Source organism: Clostridium sp. ZBS2 (assembly GCF_023845855.1).
Classification (GTDB): domain Bacteria; phylum Bacillota; class Clostridia; order Clostridiales; family Clostridiaceae; genus Clostridium; species Clostridium aquiflavi.
Genome location: NZ_JAMQIF010000016.1, coordinates 1 through 15,690 on the forward strand (window position 1 = coordinate 1; position 15,690 = coordinate 15,690).

Genomic DNA, 15,690 nt, shown 5'->3' on the forward strand with positions numbered 1-15,690 from the left:
ATTAATCAATATATGAATAAACAAAGGGGAGGGGATCTCCATAAAAAAGAAAAATATAATTATAATTTTCTTTCCAGCAATATTAATGAGCCTATTAACAGTAATCTCATTTACTAATATGGATGTCTACAATACAAAGGGAATAGATTTTAAAGGACTTTTTATAATATCATTACTTTTACTATTTCCATTATTATTTTTAATACAAGGAATTTTATGTGCTGTAAATAATACAAATATAGTTAATCTAATATTTTCATTTGGAGTGTCTATATTAGATTATATAATATTAATGAAAATATATTTAAATGATTCAGCATTTGAATATGTTTTAATTTACTCAGTATTATGGATAATTGGATATACAATAACTTATATTGTTAAAAAAATAAAATCATCTAAAAGTAACTAAATTTACATAAGTAAAATTCTTAAAGTGGACAATCATGTGATTGTCCACTTTAATCATAATTCATTTATCAACATTGCTTTAAAATACACCCTAATTTAAAAACATTTAATTAATATTCATAACTATTCTTTTGAGTTTTCTTTAAAGCTGAAACAAGTACATTTACGCACTTTTCTATATCACTGTCACTAGACATGTTATTTCCCAAATTAATAAGTAACGCATTTTTAGATAAATCCTGATTAAAGCATAACTTACCACGATTATACGAAATTATTTCTGCTTTAATTTCATTTGAACTATTTATATTTTGTAATAAATTTTCAGAAAATATCTTATTGTTCTCATAATAAGGACTATTTTTAGCAAGAACTAATGTTATATTTTTTTGTATCACATTTAGTACTATTTACTGCATCTCCATGTATATCCAATAAAATATTATTTGAATAATCTTTAACATCTGCTTTTATTAAATCACGTGAATTTTGATATGATTCAGTATATTCTTTTGGTGCCTTGCACTTGATAAAATTAAAATATTTATTTATATATGTCGTATATATTTGACATAAAGTAATTTTTATAATAATATAGAAATATGGAGGTGATTATATGGGACGAAATATTCCTATAAAAGTTGCTCGTGCTCAACTTGATATGACGCAAAAACAACTTGCTGAAAAAGTTGGAATTTCTAGGCAAACAATGAATGCTATTGAACAGGGCGATTATAATCCAACGATTAAGCTATGCCGAGCCATTTGCAGAGCATTGGGAAAAGGACTAGATGATTTATTTTGGGAGGAAGAAAATGATGAATAAAAGAAAAAATAAATTAGATGAAATGCAAGAACAAAAACTTTTAAAAATTGAACGAAATGGCATGTGGTTTGCATTTTGGGGACTCTTTGCCACTATCCTCATTCAATCATCAATTGGTAAAGGAGATATTATAGGTGAGTTGATTGTATTCATGTGCCTTTCTATATACATTGTTTTTGCATGCTTGAAAAATGGAATTTGGGATAGAAAATTAGAAGCAAACATAAAAACTAATATAATTGTCAGTTCAATATCAGGTATTTTATGTGGTATAACATTTTTTATATCCTCATATTTAAAATATCATAAATTGCTAGGTTCAATCGCTACAGGAATAATTATGTTAAGTTCAGTTTTTGCTTTAGCTTTTGTTACATTAACTGTATTTTCATCAATCTATAAAAAAAGAATCAAAAAGATTGAAGAGAGTTGTGAATCAAAATCTGATGAGGCTAATTAAAAAAACATAAAAGGACGGTAATTAATTTCCATCCTTTTATGTTTTTAACTATATTATTTTGCCTCGCTGTAGCAATTATTTTTTCTCCATTCTCTTCAAACTCACTAATCAAACTTTCCCACTCAGTTTTATAACTACTTGTTAATGTAATAAATTTCAATTTAATACATCCCCTGCTGTAAATAATCCGTGCAATAAATTAAAAATCCTAAATTATCAAAAGGATAAAACCTAAAGATAGCTTTTCCTTGAATATCTTCTTTATCTATATAAGGATTATTCCAACGTCGTGCATCACATGAATTTGCACGATTATCACCTAAAAAGAAAAACTTATCTTCTGGTACATCAAATACTCCATCATATTTTTCATTATTTTTCACATAATCTTCTTTAATATCAGTTCCATTTATATTTGTAATACCATCATGTATTACAATATGATCTCCAGGTAATCCAATAACTCTTTTAACAAGCCTTTTTCCTAATTCATCTGAATTAAATACAATAATATTTCCTCTTTCTATATTTTCTGTATTGTATATCCTCGTTACAATTAGCTTATCCCATTTATTTATTGTAGGTACCATTGATGTAGACGGAACATATACACTTAAAAATAAATACTGTTTTATTAAAAGTGCTACTGCTATTGCCAAAAATACTGGTACTACCCAATCTTTTAAAAATTGTTTCTTATTAATATTCATAATTTATTATTCCTTTCACCTTTAAATTTACGTTTCAAGTTTCTTATGTTTATAATCTTTTATTAAGATAATTAAATACAAAAATCCCACAGAAATACTGAAAAACAAGTAAAATAACAAAAGTGATAACAATATATGTTGATAGTGGTTTAAAATCTCCAACCATATTAATTATAGAAAATATTATTATTAATATAGAATATATAAGCAGCATTATTTTATAAGTAATACATCCACTTTTATCTCTTATCATAATCTTTCTCTCATCTTCTAATTCTATCTTTTCAATCTTCAATCTTTTATTATACTCATCCTGATTTTTTGGTTTTGACCAGTGCATATATTTCAAAATAGAAACTATTCCACAACTAACACCAGCACCTCCAAATCCACATAATAATCCTTCAAATTTAAATTCAGTAAAGAGAGCAACTGCAATGAATGTAATTCCACATAGCAAATACCCAATACCTGTATATAACACAGATTTCTTCATTTATTCTCCTCCTCATAAATAAAAATTTCTTCTATACTCATATTAAAATATCTAGCAATTTTAAAAGCTAATATAATTGATGGATTATACCTTCCATTTTCAAGAGAGCCAATTGTTTGCCTTGAAACTTCAAGAGCATTAGCTAAATCTTCTTGCTTTATTCCTCTTTGCTTTCTTATTTCTTCTAAACGATTTTTCAAAGTACTCCTCCTTTCTAGGGAAAGTAAACTTTCCATAATTATTATACAAATTATTCCATTTAATGTCAAGCAAACTTTCCATAAAAAATAGCAGACTATATTCTAAGTCTGCTAAATACTATATAAATAGTCTTAATTATATATTTAGATTTTCTCTTAAACTCCCCTGCAAATTACTATTTAAATTTACTTATTTTAACTTATCTAAAAAAAATCGCACATTTATTTCTAAATAATACGACTTTTCAATAGATGTTTTATTTTTGATTATAATATTATGTTTGACTTTCATTAGTTAAATTTATATCATGTAATCTTTTTTCTGCTGCTTTAATTACTTCAACACCTGTTTTGCATAATACATTAATTCCTTTAACAATAGTTACAATTACAAACGCCTCTACTAATTCTTCCATTGTTAATCCTGCTTCTATAGCAGCAATAGCATGTGACTTTGCTCCACTTACTTCATCATCTAAGCTATCTAATATAGTAAAAATTAATTCTCTAGTCTTTTTAGACAAATGTCCACTTTCAATGGATTCACGCATCATTAAATATCCATTTAATCCATTTGGAGAATATTTAGAAAGCACCTCTGCAAATGGTGGGTTCCACTTCAATTCACTTTTATAATAGTTAAGTATACTTTCAAAATCATTCATAATTAAATTACCCCTTACTTCTATCTTATTTATTATTAGTTCTTCTATTATCTTCTTATTTCAAAAAGCATTATTCTCATATTTATTAAATATTTTATTATTTACAACAGATAACTCATTTACAATATCTGCTTCATGACTTTCATTGAATGCCTTAAATAAAGCACATTTATCACTTAAATTATTAAACTTGTAATTTGCTATTGTAAGCATGATTTTATATAATGAAATGGTACCTCTATTCTTACTGCAATCTCTTCAGCTGAAAGTCCATTTTTAGCAAACCTTTTAATAACAATTGTAATATTTTCTCCCACCTCAATTATATGCTTATCCAAATCATAAAACATTACTACTTGTTGCCTCCATTTATGCTCAATTAATCCATGTACATAATCTATATCATTAAAGGTATTTAGCTTTTTAATAAAAGCATCCATATCATCTTCTTCAAAGTATCATTCAAATGTATTATTTTTATCTTTATGAATAAAACCTTTCTACATTTCTAATGTTTGTAAAGCAATACCTCCTGTTAAAGTTACATTTGCACCAAAATCATCAATAACATCTAATCCTAGTATCTTATTATAAAACCTTTTAGATTTTTCTATATCTACTACAGCTATTAAAGTACTTGTGTATCTCATATTACAAGTTTCTCCTTTCAAATTACCATTTATCTATTGGTTAATTATAACATAACTTGTAAATATAATATTATTCAGTTTCATAAGCAAAAATAAAGAGTCATAACAATTAAAATCATTACAACTCTTTGTTTTTGCTTATAATTTTATATTTGACTTTTTAAAACTTATTTTCCTACTAAGTAAATTCTAAAATTGAAATATATCGTTTAAATTTCTAGATATATCGTTAAAAATCGTACTTACGCAACTATCTTTATTCTTTTGGATCATTAAAAAATTTTGTAATACCATTTATCCCTTTTATAGCATTAATATCAGTAATTGCTGAATTACTATTTGTATTATGACTATATACAAGTGGAAATATGTCATGTGAATTCATATGATGAAGTAAAGTACATGCTGTTTCATATGGTTTGTTTATGCTTCCATCTCCCCCACCAACGACAATAACGGCACCTTTTTTAGGCTTTTTAATTGGAATCTCTTTACGAAAGAACTTTCCACAGAAATAAGTTTGAAGCCTACTTCCAACACTCAGCAATGCTCCTGTTAATTCTGAAAAATAAATGGGAGATGCAATTAAAATATTGTCACACTCCTGTATATACTTATAAATTTCCTGCATTTCATCATTAACACAACACCCTTCATTTTTCCAACAAAACCTACAGTCAATACACGGATTTATTTTACAATTATATGCATTAACTATTCTATACTCACCATTTAACTGCTTAACCAATTCATTTATTAAACTAACAGTATCTCCATCTTTCCTTGGAGAACCATTGAATATTAATGTTTTCATAATATCCCTTTCATATTTTAATTATAAATTTAGATTTTCTCTTAGCCTCTTATTTCCTCTTAACTCATTAACATGATTAATGTACTTATTAAACTCTTTAAAAGATAACCCTTCTTTTACTTTATAAAATTCTGCTATTGGACTATCTTTTCCACCTCTTAATTCTCTGTAATAATTAACAATATGATTAATTGCTACTTCCTCATTATCATATTCATATATACCTTTTTTCTCAAAATTAGGGTGTTCCATATGATAAACCTTATTGTTTAAATAGTAAAGTAAAAAACAATGCATATGTTCATCATTTTCTAAGTTAAAATAATCATCAGGTTCATAAATTCTACAACAAAACATTTTATTTTTGACCTTTAATTTGTTTAGCAAATTATGCATTAAAGAAACCTGTTCAATGCATGTCCCTAATCCTCTATCTATTGTTTCTTCTATAGATGATATTTTATATATTTTTCTAAAATCCTTCATGGTTTTAATATGTTTTTCACCATTTATATCAATCCATCCATACTCTATGTGATCATTCATATACTGAAATATATCTTTAGGAGATTTTATTTTATTAATATCCATATATCTCTCCAATTCCCCCTCATTCAAATTACTATTTTAATTATTAAAATTGAAATTTAACGATATAATCGGAGTAGTGCTTTCAATTCTTCATTTTCACCATTTTTAATAACATAATAGTAAATATTATCTCGTTGAAGTACATGTTTCATGAAATCTAGATTTACTTTTGGTAGCACTTCTACAAGGCTTCTTTTCGTAATATTGTTTAAAACTTTTAACATTTTGGTGTCTTTTTGCTTTCTTACTGCATCTTGCTTAGGATATCCAATTCCAAATGGTTCATCAAATAGTTTTTCTAATGTACATTGCAGATTAATTTCACCAGCCCATCCAAAATTCAATCCAAGAGGAAATGAAACAGCATTACCATTATTAATCCTACCAAATAAATATGCATCTGATGGATTTTCAATATATCCACACAGAATATTTGGCAAACTATTACAAGCTAACATCATTCCTTGCCCAGATGAACACCCAGTAACTATGAAATCTATAGATTTACTTTCTAATAAAATGCTTATACAAATTGCAATTTCAATATAAGAATATTCACTTTCTTCATCTTGAAAAACACCAAAATTAATAACCTCATATCCTTTATCTTTTACAACCTTTTTTACACAATTATATAACAAATCATTTTTATTTTTTTGAGAACTAGCTTGTATAATACCAATTTTCATATAAAATACCTCATTTAAATTACTATTTATATTCTGGTTAATTATAACATAAATTGTAAATATAATATTATTCATTTTTTTGTAAAAAATAAAGAGTCATAACAATTAAAAATTATTACAACTCTTTATGTTACTAATCCCCTTATTTAAATACATTATCAAGTTATCATTAATATTAATTTTATTGATTCAATTTTCACTTACCATTACGAATAAATTGTAAATTTACTGTTTATCTTTAAAAATCAAAGATAGTAATTTAGTATTTATCTATAACAAGGCTGTGATTTTTCCACCTATTGTCAAGTATTTTCTATATTTAAATTATATTTTTTTCCTGCCAACAAAATGATAAATACTAGCAGACTCAGACAGTTAAATAATCAACTTTATAAATTAACTGAAAAATATTTAGTTATAATGGGAAGTATCGCTAATGAAATAATCAAATCATAGAAAGTGGAGGCAAAATAAATTCCTCTATTTTTTTATAAGGTAGATACTTTCTAGATACTATGGGCTGCCGCTACACTAGCAACAATATAACTAATAAGAATAGCTACCCAAATACCTGATAAACCAAAATTAAAATATGGTAATATTTATTTAATTTTCCTATTTCTCCATAACATAGTTTATTAATATAATACCTTTTCTCTCAATCTGCTGTTCTTTAATAACTTTATAACCTCGTTTTTCAAAAAAAGGTTTTGCAGTAATTGAAGCATGGGTACTAATTTTATCCGCGCAAACATATTTTTCCAGTTTATCGCAAATTGCTGTTGCAATTCCTTTGTTTTGGTAATCCTTATGAACAAACAATCTATCTAAATATCCATTATTATCGATATCTCCGAATCCGACTATAACATTATCTTCAATGGCAACAACTGTAAAATGTTCTAAAAAGGATTTATTCCATTCCTTTAAATCTATACTTCCCGTTGCCCATACATTTAACTGTTCTTCTGTATAGTCTTTTGCATTGACTAAATGAACTGTATTGTAAAATAATTCGGCTAATACCATACAATCTAATGGTTTATATTTTCTTATAATCATGTCTTTTCCTTTCCGAATACCGATTTGCCAGACTAATATACTTGAATTGGCAGTTTACTGTTATGTTCATATTGTAAAACTATGAAATTAAATAATAATAATTAACTACTTTTTATTTTTTAATAATTCTAATTGGAGAAAAAATTTAAGGAGTAAATATTTTTATTCCTTTTTATATTCTTTGTAGGGCAACCGAATTACAGCTCCTGTATCATCAAATTTATAATTTGTATTCTCAATAGCAGGTTTTCTATAAGCTAGATTCATTCCAACCTTATAAAGAGCTTCAGCATTAGCACCAGGATCTTGGATAACTGTACCTGTCATATATCCTTTATTAACCAATTCAATAGCTTCTGGTATTCCATCAATTCCAACAACTGGAATAGTCATTGATTTATTACCTTTGTTATAGCCATATTTTTGTAAGGCTTCAATAGCACCTATTGCCATAGAATCATTATTTGAAATTATAGCTTCAATTTTGTTGCCATATTTTAAAAATAGAGATTCAATAGCCTCTTTAGCTAAATCTTTACTCCACTCACCATTGACTGATGCAAGTTCTTCTGTTTTTATTCCAGCTTCATTAAGTGTTGAAAGAGCATACTTTGTTCTTTGATTTACTATTGGGTCACCAATTCTACCTTTTAACATAATATACTGCAATATGTTATCGCGATTTTTATCTATAGTTTCTTTATGATCCATCCATTCATCAGCAAGAATTTTTCCCTCTAGAATACCAGAGTTTTCACCAGAACTTGCTATAAAGACACCATAACGTCCAATAAACTTTATTAAATTTTCATCTGGCTCTCCAAATAAAATTAATGGAATATTTTCTTTAATTATTTTATATAGAGTATCTCCTACTTCATCTAATTTTAAAGTATGTAAATTCACAATTAAAAGATCAAAATTTTCTTTAATAGCTTTATCAATACTTTCATTTTGTATAGCTTGATTTTCTTTTGCATTAAAAAAAGTAAATTCAACTTTATCTTGATTTTCTTTTTGAATAGTTTCTAAATTTTGTTTTACAAGAGAAAGATAGTCATCAAAGCTATGTAGGAATACTCCTATTTTAACAGGAGCTCTTTTATTAAAATTTGAATTAGCACATGCATTGTTTTTAGAAATTTCTATTGGCAAAACCATTATAATAACTAGAATCATAATAAATATTAATAATTTCTTTAAAATTTTCATTGCAATCCTCCATAATATTTATTTAATTAATCTTATAATGTGTTTTTAATGAGAAAATATTCTACTCTATTGTAATATCAATTTTACTACCTTTTTCACCGCCAAACATTATATAACCACCACCTGATAATGTTGCAGTATTATTTTTAGTTAATGCGCTTTGGTTTGTACATACACCGTCTTTTGTATATACTAAAAATCCACTATTTTCAGGTAATTCTACTGTAAGTTTTTTTCCTTCTAAATTATCATTGACCTTATACCATATATTGTATCCATCATCTTTTATAGTACAACTGCTGTTACCTTTTATGATTTCTTTTAGACCATCTTGACTAATTAATATATTTTCAGCTGCTTTCATATATTCAATATTATTTTCTTTAAAGAAATTACAATCAAATGTATCCCTTCCTGCCATTACAGGAACTTCAATAACACTAATAGAATTATTTGCATCTATGATTTTGTTAGACATTTGATAACCATTATTAAAATTAACAGTTATAAAAGCTGGCAAAGCACTAAATATTTCAGAATTATACTTATCTGTTAGATTAAAATATTTATTGTTATTTCTATCTTCCCAGGCTTTACTTACTTCTGCTGTCAACTTATTTTCCTCTAATTTTTGTCCCATATATTGTGCCACTGCTGTTTCTCCAACTCCTGGCAATTTTATATACGAATCAGATCTTAAGTAAATCTTACCGTCCTTACTTTCAAAAGTAATTTTTTCACTACCATCTTGTTTCAAAAATACTCCGTTACCATTATAAATATATTCTGTATCCTGTGCTTTCGCTAAAAGTGATGTATTTGAAACTGTCATTGTACCATTTTCATTCATCTTTACATTGATAATTTGTCCTGATGCACCATATGTTCCTTCATACTTTTTAATATCATCATCTATTAAGGTTTTAGTTGGCTTATCAAAAGATTTATTACTTTTTATTTCTTGAATAATACCCTTTTCTTTTAAAGCATCAAGTAACATATTGCAAGCTAAGACCTCATTATATAAGCTACTTCCACCTGTTGAGGATACTGCTGCAACCATATTATACTCTGGTAATATAACAGTAGCATTGTGATAAAGTAATGTATCTCCGCCTTTTGCAATAGCTTTTATACCATATTGGCTAAATGGAAATATATCTGTTCCATCAAAGCCAAGTCCATAGTTAAAAATATTTTCAGTATTATCTATGTTATCTAACCACAAACCGTTTTTGTATTCACCACTTATCATCTGATTAACAGAATTTGCTGAAAGCAATGTACCATTCTTTGTGAATATATTCCCAAATTTACACAAGTCTTGTGTTGTTGAATATATCCCACCTGCACCAATTATGTTTGTACTATCTGGTGGTGTATCTACTGTAGGTGCAATTGTACTATAAGTTTTTGCAAGCTTATCTCTATTAAATCCATCTTGTGTAGTTTTTGTATTATCCATTTTTAATGGGATTGTTATATTATCATGAATGAAATCTGTAAAGCTTTGTCCACTTACTTTTTCAACCAATATTTCCGCAAGTGTAAATCCATCATTACAATACACAGAAAATTTACCTGGTTCAGCTTTTAATCTTTGAGTTTTTAATTGCTCTAATAATTTATCATGGGCAATTGTATCATTATCATCCCATAAGATTGTTCTTGAATATGCACTCCCCATAATTCCTGATGAATGATTAAGCAACATTCTAGTCGTTATTTTTTTATATCTTTCATCTTTCATTACAAACTCTGGAATATAATTTACAATAGGCTTGTCTAAATCAACTTTTTTCATATCTACTAATTTCATTATAGCAGCTGCTGTAAAAGTCTTAGATGTTGAACCAATCCCATACATAGTATCACTAGCTATACTCCTATTACTATTTTTACTATATACTCCACTACTTCCTGATGATATTATATTACCATCATCCATAATTGTATATTGAACACTTGTTACACCATACTTTTCAACAAGCGTATTTGCCTTTTCTTTAATTGTTCCATTTACATTAATAGAATAATTAGAATCACTCTTTTCTAATGTGTTGATTGCGGCATTAACAGGTTTATTTCTATCTCCACATACTAAAGTAAGTTGCGTTGCTAGAAGTAGTGCTAACAGTTTTGAAAATTTTTTCATTAAGTTTACCTCCGAACTTTCTATATGTTTAATTTGTTATTTAATTTTAATAATTGTATTTATTTAATATTCCATTAATTTGAGTAATTTGAATAAATACCTATATTTTTATATTATTAATTTTACCATATAATATATTTTTTGTATGTATAGGTTTATAACGTAAAAGTTATCTATGTGTATGTAAATCTATCACTATAAATCGTAAATCTATAATAAAACAAAAGGTAGAGACCTTTTATTTAATCTCTACCTTTCATTAAACGACCTTAAAAACAAATTCTTAATATATTCATTTTAATATAACAATTGTCTCTTTATCCATAAAGTTCACTACTTTTCCATAAGTATCAATCATTTCTTTCTCCTCTTCTCTCAGAGATTCATAGTTCTTTATTGCCCCACGCAAATTAAAAATCTTAATTGTATTTTTCATTTCTTCTGGAAGAACTTTATTTAGCCCTTCTCTTATACCTTTTACATTAATTTCATCTTTAGGGTCAGCTAATCCACAAGTAAATCTAATATCATTTTAAATTCCTATACTCACTTTCAAGAATGCTCATATTGAGCAATGACCAATATTGTTCATTTATTTTTCTACATTCTCTAAAACTTCCTTCAATATTAAATCCTGCTTTTTTATAACACGTAATTGCAGATACATTAAAATCCAATACCCCTAAATCAATTCTATGAAGATTTAATTTATTAAATGCAGTGTCCAAAATTTCTATCTTTTTCTTTAATATTTTTCTTCCTTAATTATATATCTTAAAAGAATTATAAATGAAAATATGATAAGTGTATTTTGAAAAATATAAAATATAGATCCCTTAGTTTCAGATTCTTCATCCAATAAATTTGAAGCTGGCCAAAATGACATAAACGTAAGAACACCATAAGTTCCTACAATTATTTTAAGAATTAAGTTCATATTAGACAAATATGTCCAAGAAAAAGCTCCAAAACTTAGAGTAAATGCAAATATATAATTTAATATTCTTACAAAAATATTAGATTTCTCTATATCTTGCCACCAAAATATTATTAAAAGTTTCTTTACAACTAAAAGTGCTCTTTTCATACTGTCCTCCATTTTTATCTAAATATTATTAGTACTATTCCTAAAATACTTACTGATTTTAAATTCACTTAACTTCTCCAATTCGTTTAGAATACAGTTCTGCCCACGCTTTTATTTTCATTAATACTTTTATTTCACTACTGAATATGCGGTTCAGTTCCTACAATTTTATATTTACGTTCTTCTTTTATACTTAAATACATTACATTTTGTAAATATAGATAATTTACTTTTTAGTTTACTTCGCTCTATTTTTATATTACTAATTATTACAAAATATGTTATACTTGTATAGCAACTTTTTTAATTTATGTAAATACAAGGAGGTAATTATGGAAGAAAGACTTAATCAAAGCCTTCCAGAACCAGAATTAATTGCAGAAAGCAGACGAACCTTAAATATTATACAAGCTGTATTAATAGCTTTTAGGGTTATAATCATTTTATTTTATGTTATATTATCAATTTTTGGATTAGAAGATATGTATGGTGGCATTGCACAAGGCCTTTTAGAAATAGGCGTACTATTCTTCTTTTTACATACAATAAAAAATGGACATAAAAAAATTGCTATACTTCCTCTACTAGGTGGTATAGTATCTTTTAAATTTATATCCGAAAGTTTTAGTTCATCTAATGGTGATATTTTTTTAACACTTCTTAGTTGTTACATAGCACTTATGGGAATGTTCCAATTAGTATCTATGGCTTACATTCTTCTAAGTAAAAGAATTGAATTTTATTGTTATTATGTTTTATACAATAAGAAAAATTAAAAATCACATAATTTAAACTTGTTCATTATGTAAACAAGCAGTCTACTGTTTTATTTAAAACTTAGACTGCTTATTTAAATTTAAATATAAGATATGAGATAATTTTACCTATATTTATTTTTATAAACCTTAAGACATATTCACCTTATTTTCTACATTATTCAATTATAAAAAATATTTTTATATTTTGCCTCATCAAATTTAAAATTCTAAAATCATATCATACCATTCAGCTCCACCATGTACTGATTTAGATATACCTTGATTTTTATATCCAAACTTTGTGTAATAATGAATAAGCTTTTCTTTACAAGTTAAAATAACACCTTTTCTCCCTGCTAATCTTGATATTTCTATCATATAGTTCATCAACTTAGCTGCAATTCCTTGATTACGATACTCTGGTATAACATCAAGTCCAAAAACTGTTTGGTAATCTCCATATTGAATATGTAATCTAGAATCTTCAAAGAGTTCATCATATATAACAGTTCCATTTATGACACACCCATTAATAAAACCAATTATTCTTCTATCTATTTCTGCTACAAAAAAACTTTCAGGAAATGTTTTAATACGTTCTTCAAAAGATTCTTTAGTAGCTGCTTCTGCATGTGGAAAACAGATTGCCTCCACTTTTGTTACTGAATCTAAATCCTTTATAGATACTTGTCTAATTTTAATATCCATTAATGCTCTTCCTCTCATTTTTATTGTTTTGTTACTAATATTATGCTTATCACTATATTTTATTAAAACTATATATTGACTAATAATTTAGATAATTCACCATCTACTATTTCTAAATGTATATACCATGAACTTTTTCCTTTATATTATCAATCTCTTTTTTCTATTCTTTAATAACATAATTTATGATTTTTTCATCTTTAATCTTAGGGCTATAAATTACTATTACAAATTGATTATAACATATATTGTAAATATATTATTATTTAATAAATATTGTGAAACAGAAAATGCAAATTCATATTATCAACTTACTTATATCGCTTACTAAAAAATACCACATTATTCATTTATAAAAATCAAATAATATGGTATCTCCCCTTATCTCTAAAAAGATTAATAATATCTTGTGCAAACTTCTCTTGTAAAACCATAATCAATTATTACAAGTCTTCCATTAATCATTCCCCAGCTACTTTCCCTCTTCAAATCATTCAATAGTAAATTATAGTGCCTCAAAATATTGTTTAGTTCTTTTAAACTAAACAATCCTCTTTTCCCTCTAACATTGAAGTACTTCCATACATCTGAAATGTTATATATCTTGTCTGCCTTTTCCATTATTAACAGATTAAAGTTATTTGAAACATCTACAACTTTTGCAAATAGACCTGAATTATCATAATGCGAAATATTATACTCAGATTTATTTTGTGCAATTCCGGCTCTATTTTTTGCTACTTTGATTACATATCCATTTCCCAAATCAAATACATCTCTACTAGAACCAGAACCAATATATCTATAATATCCTCGCTTTATATTAAACACAATTCCATTAAACATACTATTCATTTTAGACACCTGCTTTATGGTAATCACTTTATATTCATTAGTAAATATTCTATATATTATATTATTCGTTCTACAAACAATTGGTTCAACCTGCTATTATAACACATTTTGTAAATATCACATTATTCAATTTTCCAAGAACATTTTTTGATTTACTCCACAAAATCTACATCTATTTGCTATTCCAGCACACTACACTCATATTATTTATATAATAATCATAATATCTACTATGAATTATTATTTGTAAGTAGGTGTAATAATGACATTTTTAGATAATCTAAGTCCTGAAGATTTACTGATTTTAACTAATGCATTTGCTATTTCATTTTCAAAAGATAAAACTGCTGATGAAATAAATGTACTTGGAAATTTTATTGTAGGTATAGGCTGTTTAATGCTAACTGTCGCATCTCAACAACAATATATATCTTCACAACAAGAAATTAATAACTCCCCAACTGAAGATCCTACTATTGGATAACAAATTAGGTTTTATATTTCAATCTTTTAAAATGTCTTGGTATCCATTTACAATAACAGATCCTAAATGTTTCTTTAGCAATTATAATAATTCTAAATGCTCCTGAACCTCTGTCATTTCAACATTATAATATCTTTGTCTCCTAGTGCTTAGTAGATTATGGTATATTGGTAATTATAGGGGGAGATGATATGGATAGAAAGTCATGGAATGATTTTTAGAAATAGATGTACTATCTTTCTTTTTACATAATATTAAAAGTAGGCATAAGAATGCTGCTATACTGTCTCTACTAGTATGTATTATACCTTATTAAAAATTTCATAACATATTAATTATCTTTTACCACTCCAATTATTTCCTTAATAATATCTGTTTTTTAGATTAAACTATTATTAATAGAAATAAGTGAGGTGTCTATATTATGAAATTCTCAAAAATTATAATATTAACTATGGTATTTATGTTGATATTTTTAGATAATGTTAATGCTACTGTTATTGGTCCAACATCAGCATCTTATAAAGAAGGTGTTTATACCATTAATCACGTTAACGAATATACGATGACTGCTAAACTAATTACCCCTAATAGTATTACAAGTTTAGCAATAGTGGATGCTCATGGAAATCAAAAAATATTTAGAAAATTTAATAAAGCATATATTCCTACATCAGAAATATTACTTGAAGAAAGTGACTATATAGTTATTATTGGTAGTGGTGAAGTATCTCTTAATTTTTCTAAATAATGTTCCATTAAATTTTTTGTTTACTTAGGATTAACCTAACATAAGATGTATTTAAATTCTCCAAATCTATCTTTCAACATATATTATTAAAATACCACATTATTAA

At 26.2% G+C, this 15,690-nt stretch carries 23 protein-coding genes and 1 pseudogene; 6 read left to right on the forward strand and 18 right to left on the reverse strand.

The annotated features are described in order from the left end of the window. The first annotated feature begins 85 nt into the window (after positions 1–85). Positions 86–412 (forward strand): hypothetical protein, encoded by a 327-nt coding sequence (locus NG918_RS09330; protein WP_252215500.1) that lies wholly within the window; start codon positions 86–88, stop codon positions 410–412. A 109-nt stretch (positions 413–521) separates the two neighbouring features. On the opposite strand, the gene NG918_RS09335 is transcribed toward NG918_RS09330, so the two are convergent. Then, on the reverse strand, positions 522–809 hold the full coding sequence (locus NG918_RS09335) for a stage II sporulation protein P (RefSeq protein ID WP_252215499.1): 288 nt from the start codon (positions 807–809) through the stop codon (positions 522–524). Beyond that, positions 775–1,005 carry a stage II sporulation protein P gene (locus tag NG918_RS17095; RefSeq protein WP_353735865.1) on the reverse strand — a complete coding sequence of 77 codons (231 nt, stop codon included), beginning with the start codon at positions 1,003–1,005 and terminating at the stop codon, positions 775–777. The genes NG918_RS09335 and NG918_RS17095 overlap by 35 nt, the downstream gene beginning before the upstream one ends. A 22-nt stretch (positions 1,006–1,027) precedes the next feature. On the opposite strand from NG918_RS17095, the gene NG918_RS09345 reads away from it, so the two are divergent. Both NG918_RS09345 and NG918_RS09350 read left to right on the forward strand, forming a co-directional pair. After that, entirely contained in the window at positions 1,028–1,237 is a 210-nt protein-coding gene (locus NG918_RS09345; protein ID WP_017353070.1) for a helix-turn-helix transcriptional regulator, read from the forward strand. Beyond that, positions 1,230–1,697, forward strand: a complete 468-nt coding sequence (locus tag NG918_RS09350; RefSeq protein ID WP_252215651.1) for a DUF6773 family protein — start codon at positions 1,230–1,232, stop codon at positions 1,695–1,697. The genes NG918_RS09345 and NG918_RS09350 overlap by 8 nt, the downstream gene beginning before the upstream one ends. Here NG918_RS09350 and NG918_RS09355 read toward each other — a convergent pair. The 14 genes and pseudogenes from NG918_RS09355 to NG918_RS09420 all read right to left on the reverse strand — a co-directional run bounded on the left by NG918_RS09355 (position 1,690) and on the right by NG918_RS09420 (position 12,028). Beyond that, complete coding sequence (locus tag NG918_RS09355; protein WP_252215498.1) at positions 1,690–1,857, reverse strand: hypothetical protein; 168 nt, start codon at positions 1,855–1,857, stop codon at positions 1,690–1,692. The two genes, NG918_RS09350 and NG918_RS09355, sit on opposite strands and share 8 nt — an antisense overlap. Before the next feature lies 1 nt (position 1,858). Further along, positions 1,859–2,407: a signal peptidase I gene (gene lepB, locus NG918_RS09360; RefSeq protein ID WP_252215496.1), complete on the reverse strand. Its 549-nt coding sequence runs from the start codon at positions 2,405–2,407 to the stop codon at positions 1,859–1,861. Positions 2,408–2,456: 49 nt separating this feature from the next. Next, a complete protein-coding gene (locus NG918_RS09365; RefSeq protein ID WP_252215495.1) occupies positions 2,457–2,903 on the reverse strand; it encodes a hypothetical protein in 447 nt (148 codons plus the stop codon). Beyond that, a complete protein-coding gene (locus NG918_RS09370; protein ID WP_061314725.1) occupies positions 2,900–3,103 on the reverse strand; it encodes a helix-turn-helix transcriptional regulator in 204 nt (67 codons plus the stop codon). The genes NG918_RS09365 and NG918_RS09370 overlap by 4 nt, the downstream gene beginning before the upstream one ends. 275 nt (positions 3,104–3,378) lie before the next feature. After that, entirely contained in the window at positions 3,379–3,768 is a 390-nt protein-coding gene (locus tag NG918_RS09375; RefSeq protein WP_252215493.1) for a carboxymuconolactone decarboxylase family protein, read from the reverse strand. 200 nt (positions 3,769–3,968) lie between these two features. After that, positions 3,969–4,418 (reverse strand): annotated as a pseudogene (locus tag NG918_RS09380) (VOC family protein). Positions 4,419–4,674: 256 nt separating this feature from the next. Further along, on the reverse strand, positions 4,675–5,232 hold the full coding sequence (locus NG918_RS09385; protein ID WP_252225816.1) for a flavodoxin family protein: 558 nt from the start codon (positions 5,230–5,232) through the stop codon (positions 4,675–4,677). A 21-nt stretch (positions 5,233–5,253) separates the two neighbouring features. Then, the gene (locus NG918_RS09390; protein ID WP_252225818.1) at positions 5,254–5,823 is read right to left on the reverse strand and encodes a transglutaminase domain-containing protein; all 570 of its coding nucleotides are present in this window, start codon (positions 5,821–5,823) and stop codon (positions 5,254–5,256) included. Positions 5,824–5,879: 56 nt separating this feature from the next. After that, a complete protein-coding gene (locus tag NG918_RS09395) occupies positions 5,880–6,512 on the reverse strand; it encodes an RpiB/LacA/LacB family sugar-phosphate isomerase (protein WP_252225820.1) in 633 nt (210 codons plus the stop codon). 615 nt (positions 6,513–7,127) lie between these two features. After that, positions 7,128–7,574, reverse strand: a complete 447-nt coding sequence (locus NG918_RS09400) for a GNAT family N-acetyltransferase (protein ID WP_252225823.1) — start codon at positions 7,572–7,574, stop codon at positions 7,128–7,130. 162 nt (positions 7,575–7,736) lie between these two features. Then, a complete protein-coding gene (locus tag NG918_RS09405; RefSeq protein ID WP_252225826.1) occupies positions 7,737–8,786 on the reverse strand; it encodes a galactose ABC transporter substrate-binding protein in 1,050 nt (349 codons plus the stop codon). Positions 8,787–8,847: 61 nt separating this feature from the next. After that, positions 8,848–10,941, reverse strand: coding sequence for a serine hydrolase domain-containing protein (locus NG918_RS09410; protein ID WP_252225828.1), 2,094 nt, complete (start codon positions 10,939–10,941; stop codon positions 8,848–8,850). A 527-nt stretch (positions 10,942–11,468) separates the two neighbouring features. Continuing rightward, positions 11,469–11,669, reverse strand: a complete 201-nt coding sequence (locus NG918_RS09415) for a GNAT family N-acetyltransferase (RefSeq protein ID WP_252225830.1) — start codon at positions 11,667–11,669, stop codon at positions 11,469–11,471. Positions 11,670–11,686: 17 nt separating this feature from the next. After that, positions 11,687–12,028 (reverse strand): hypothetical protein, encoded by a 342-nt coding sequence (locus NG918_RS09420; RefSeq protein WP_252225832.1) that lies wholly within the window; start codon positions 12,026–12,028, stop codon positions 11,687–11,689. A 332-nt stretch (positions 12,029–12,360) separates the two neighbouring features. On the opposite strand from NG918_RS09420, the gene NG918_RS09425 reads away from it, so the two are divergent. Beyond that, positions 12,361–12,804 carry a hypothetical protein gene (locus NG918_RS09425; RefSeq protein ID WP_252225833.1) on the forward strand — a complete coding sequence of 148 codons (444 nt, stop codon included), beginning with the start codon at positions 12,361–12,363 and terminating at the stop codon, positions 12,802–12,804. A 201-nt stretch (positions 12,805–13,005) separates the two neighbouring features. Here NG918_RS09425 and NG918_RS09430 read toward each other — a convergent pair whose 3' ends face one another. Then, positions 13,006–13,494 (reverse strand): GNAT family N-acetyltransferase, encoded by a 489-nt coding sequence (locus tag NG918_RS09430; protein ID WP_252225835.1) that lies wholly within the window; start codon positions 13,492–13,494, stop codon positions 13,006–13,008. Between the two features lie 396 nt (positions 13,495–13,890). Further along, the gene (locus NG918_RS09435) at positions 13,891–14,349 is read right to left on the reverse strand and encodes a hypothetical protein (RefSeq protein ID WP_252225837.1); all 459 of its coding nucleotides are present in this window, start codon (positions 14,347–14,349) and stop codon (positions 13,891–13,893) included. A 262-nt stretch (positions 14,350–14,611) separates the two neighbouring features. Between NG918_RS09435 and NG918_RS09440 the strand changes: the two genes are divergently transcribed. Beyond that, the gene (locus NG918_RS09440) at positions 14,612–14,833 is read left to right on the forward strand and encodes a hypothetical protein (protein WP_252225839.1); all 222 of its coding nucleotides are present in this window, start codon (positions 14,612–14,614) and stop codon (positions 14,831–14,833) included. A 424-nt stretch (positions 14,834–15,257) separates the two neighbouring features. Continuing rightward, entirely contained in the window at positions 15,258–15,584 is a 327-nt protein-coding gene (locus NG918_RS09445) for a hypothetical protein (RefSeq protein ID WP_252215455.1), read from the forward strand. Positions 15,585–15,690 lie beyond the last annotated feature (106 nt).

What these genes read in the sequence shown, in the direction of transcription:
- NG918_RS09330 (WP_252215500.1), top strand. Translation starts at nt 86, where the DNA reads ATGAGCCTATTAACAGTAATCTCATTTACTAATATGGATGTCTACAAT.
- NG918_RS09345 (WP_017353070.1), top strand. Translation starts at nt 1,028, where the DNA reads ATGGGACGAAATATTCCTATAAAAGTTGCTCGTGCTCAACTTGATATG.
- NG918_RS09350 (WP_252215651.1), top strand. Translation starts at nt 1,230, where the DNA reads ATGAATAAAAGAAAAAATAAATTAGATGAAATGCAAGAACAAAAACTT.
- lepB (WP_252215496.1), bottom strand. Translation starts at nt 2,407, where the DNA reads ATGAATATTAATAAGAAACAATTTTTAAAAGATTGGGTAGTACCAGTA.
- NG918_RS09365 (WP_252215495.1), bottom strand. Translation starts at nt 2,903, where the DNA reads ATGAAGAAATCTGTGTTATATACAGGTATTGGGTATTTGCTATGTGGA.
- NG918_RS09375 (WP_252215493.1), bottom strand. Translation starts at nt 3,768, where the DNA reads ATGAATGATTTTGAAAGTATACTTAACTATTATAAAAGTGAATTGAAG.
- NG918_RS09385 (WP_252225816.1), bottom strand. Translation starts at nt 5,232, where the DNA reads ATGAAAACATTAATATTCAATGGTTCTCCAAGGAAAGATGGAGATACT.
- NG918_RS09390 (WP_252225818.1), bottom strand. Translation starts at nt 5,823, where the DNA reads ATGGATATTAATAAAATAAAATCTCCTAAAGATATATTTCAGTATATG.
- NG918_RS09395 (WP_252225820.1), bottom strand. Translation starts at nt 6,512, where the DNA reads ATGAAAATTGGTATTATACAAGCTAGTTCTCAAAAAAATAAAAATGAT.
- NG918_RS09400 (WP_252225823.1), bottom strand. Translation starts at nt 7,574, where the DNA reads ATGATTATAAGAAAATATAAACCATTAGATTGTATGGTATTAGCCGAA.
- NG918_RS09405 (WP_252225826.1), bottom strand. Translation starts at nt 8,786, where the DNA reads ATGAAAATTTTAAAGAAATTATTAATATTTATTATGATTCTAGTTATT.
- NG918_RS09410 (WP_252225828.1), bottom strand. Translation starts at nt 10,941, where the DNA reads ATGAAAAAATTTTCAAAACTGTTAGCACTACTTCTAGCAACGCAACTT.
- NG918_RS09420 (WP_252225832.1), bottom strand. Translation starts at nt 12,028, where the DNA reads ATGAAAAGAGCACTTTTAGTTGTAAAGAAACTTTTAATAATATTTTGG.
- NG918_RS09425 (WP_252225833.1), top strand. Translation starts at nt 12,361, where the DNA reads ATGGAAGAAAGACTTAATCAAAGCCTTCCAGAACCAGAATTAATTGCA.
- NG918_RS09430 (WP_252225835.1), bottom strand. Translation starts at nt 13,494, where the DNA reads ATGGATATTAAAATTAGACAAGTATCTATAAAGGATTTAGATTCAGTA.
- NG918_RS09435 (WP_252225837.1), bottom strand. Translation starts at nt 14,349, where the DNA reads ATGAATAGTATGTTTAATGGAATTGTGTTTAATATAAAGCGAGGATAT.
- NG918_RS09440 (WP_252225839.1), top strand. Translation starts at nt 14,612, where the DNA reads ATGACATTTTTAGATAATCTAAGTCCTGAAGATTTACTGATTTTAACT.
- NG918_RS09445 (WP_252215455.1), top strand. Translation starts at nt 15,258, where the DNA reads ATGAAATTCTCAAAAATTATAATATTAACTATGGTATTTATGTTGATA.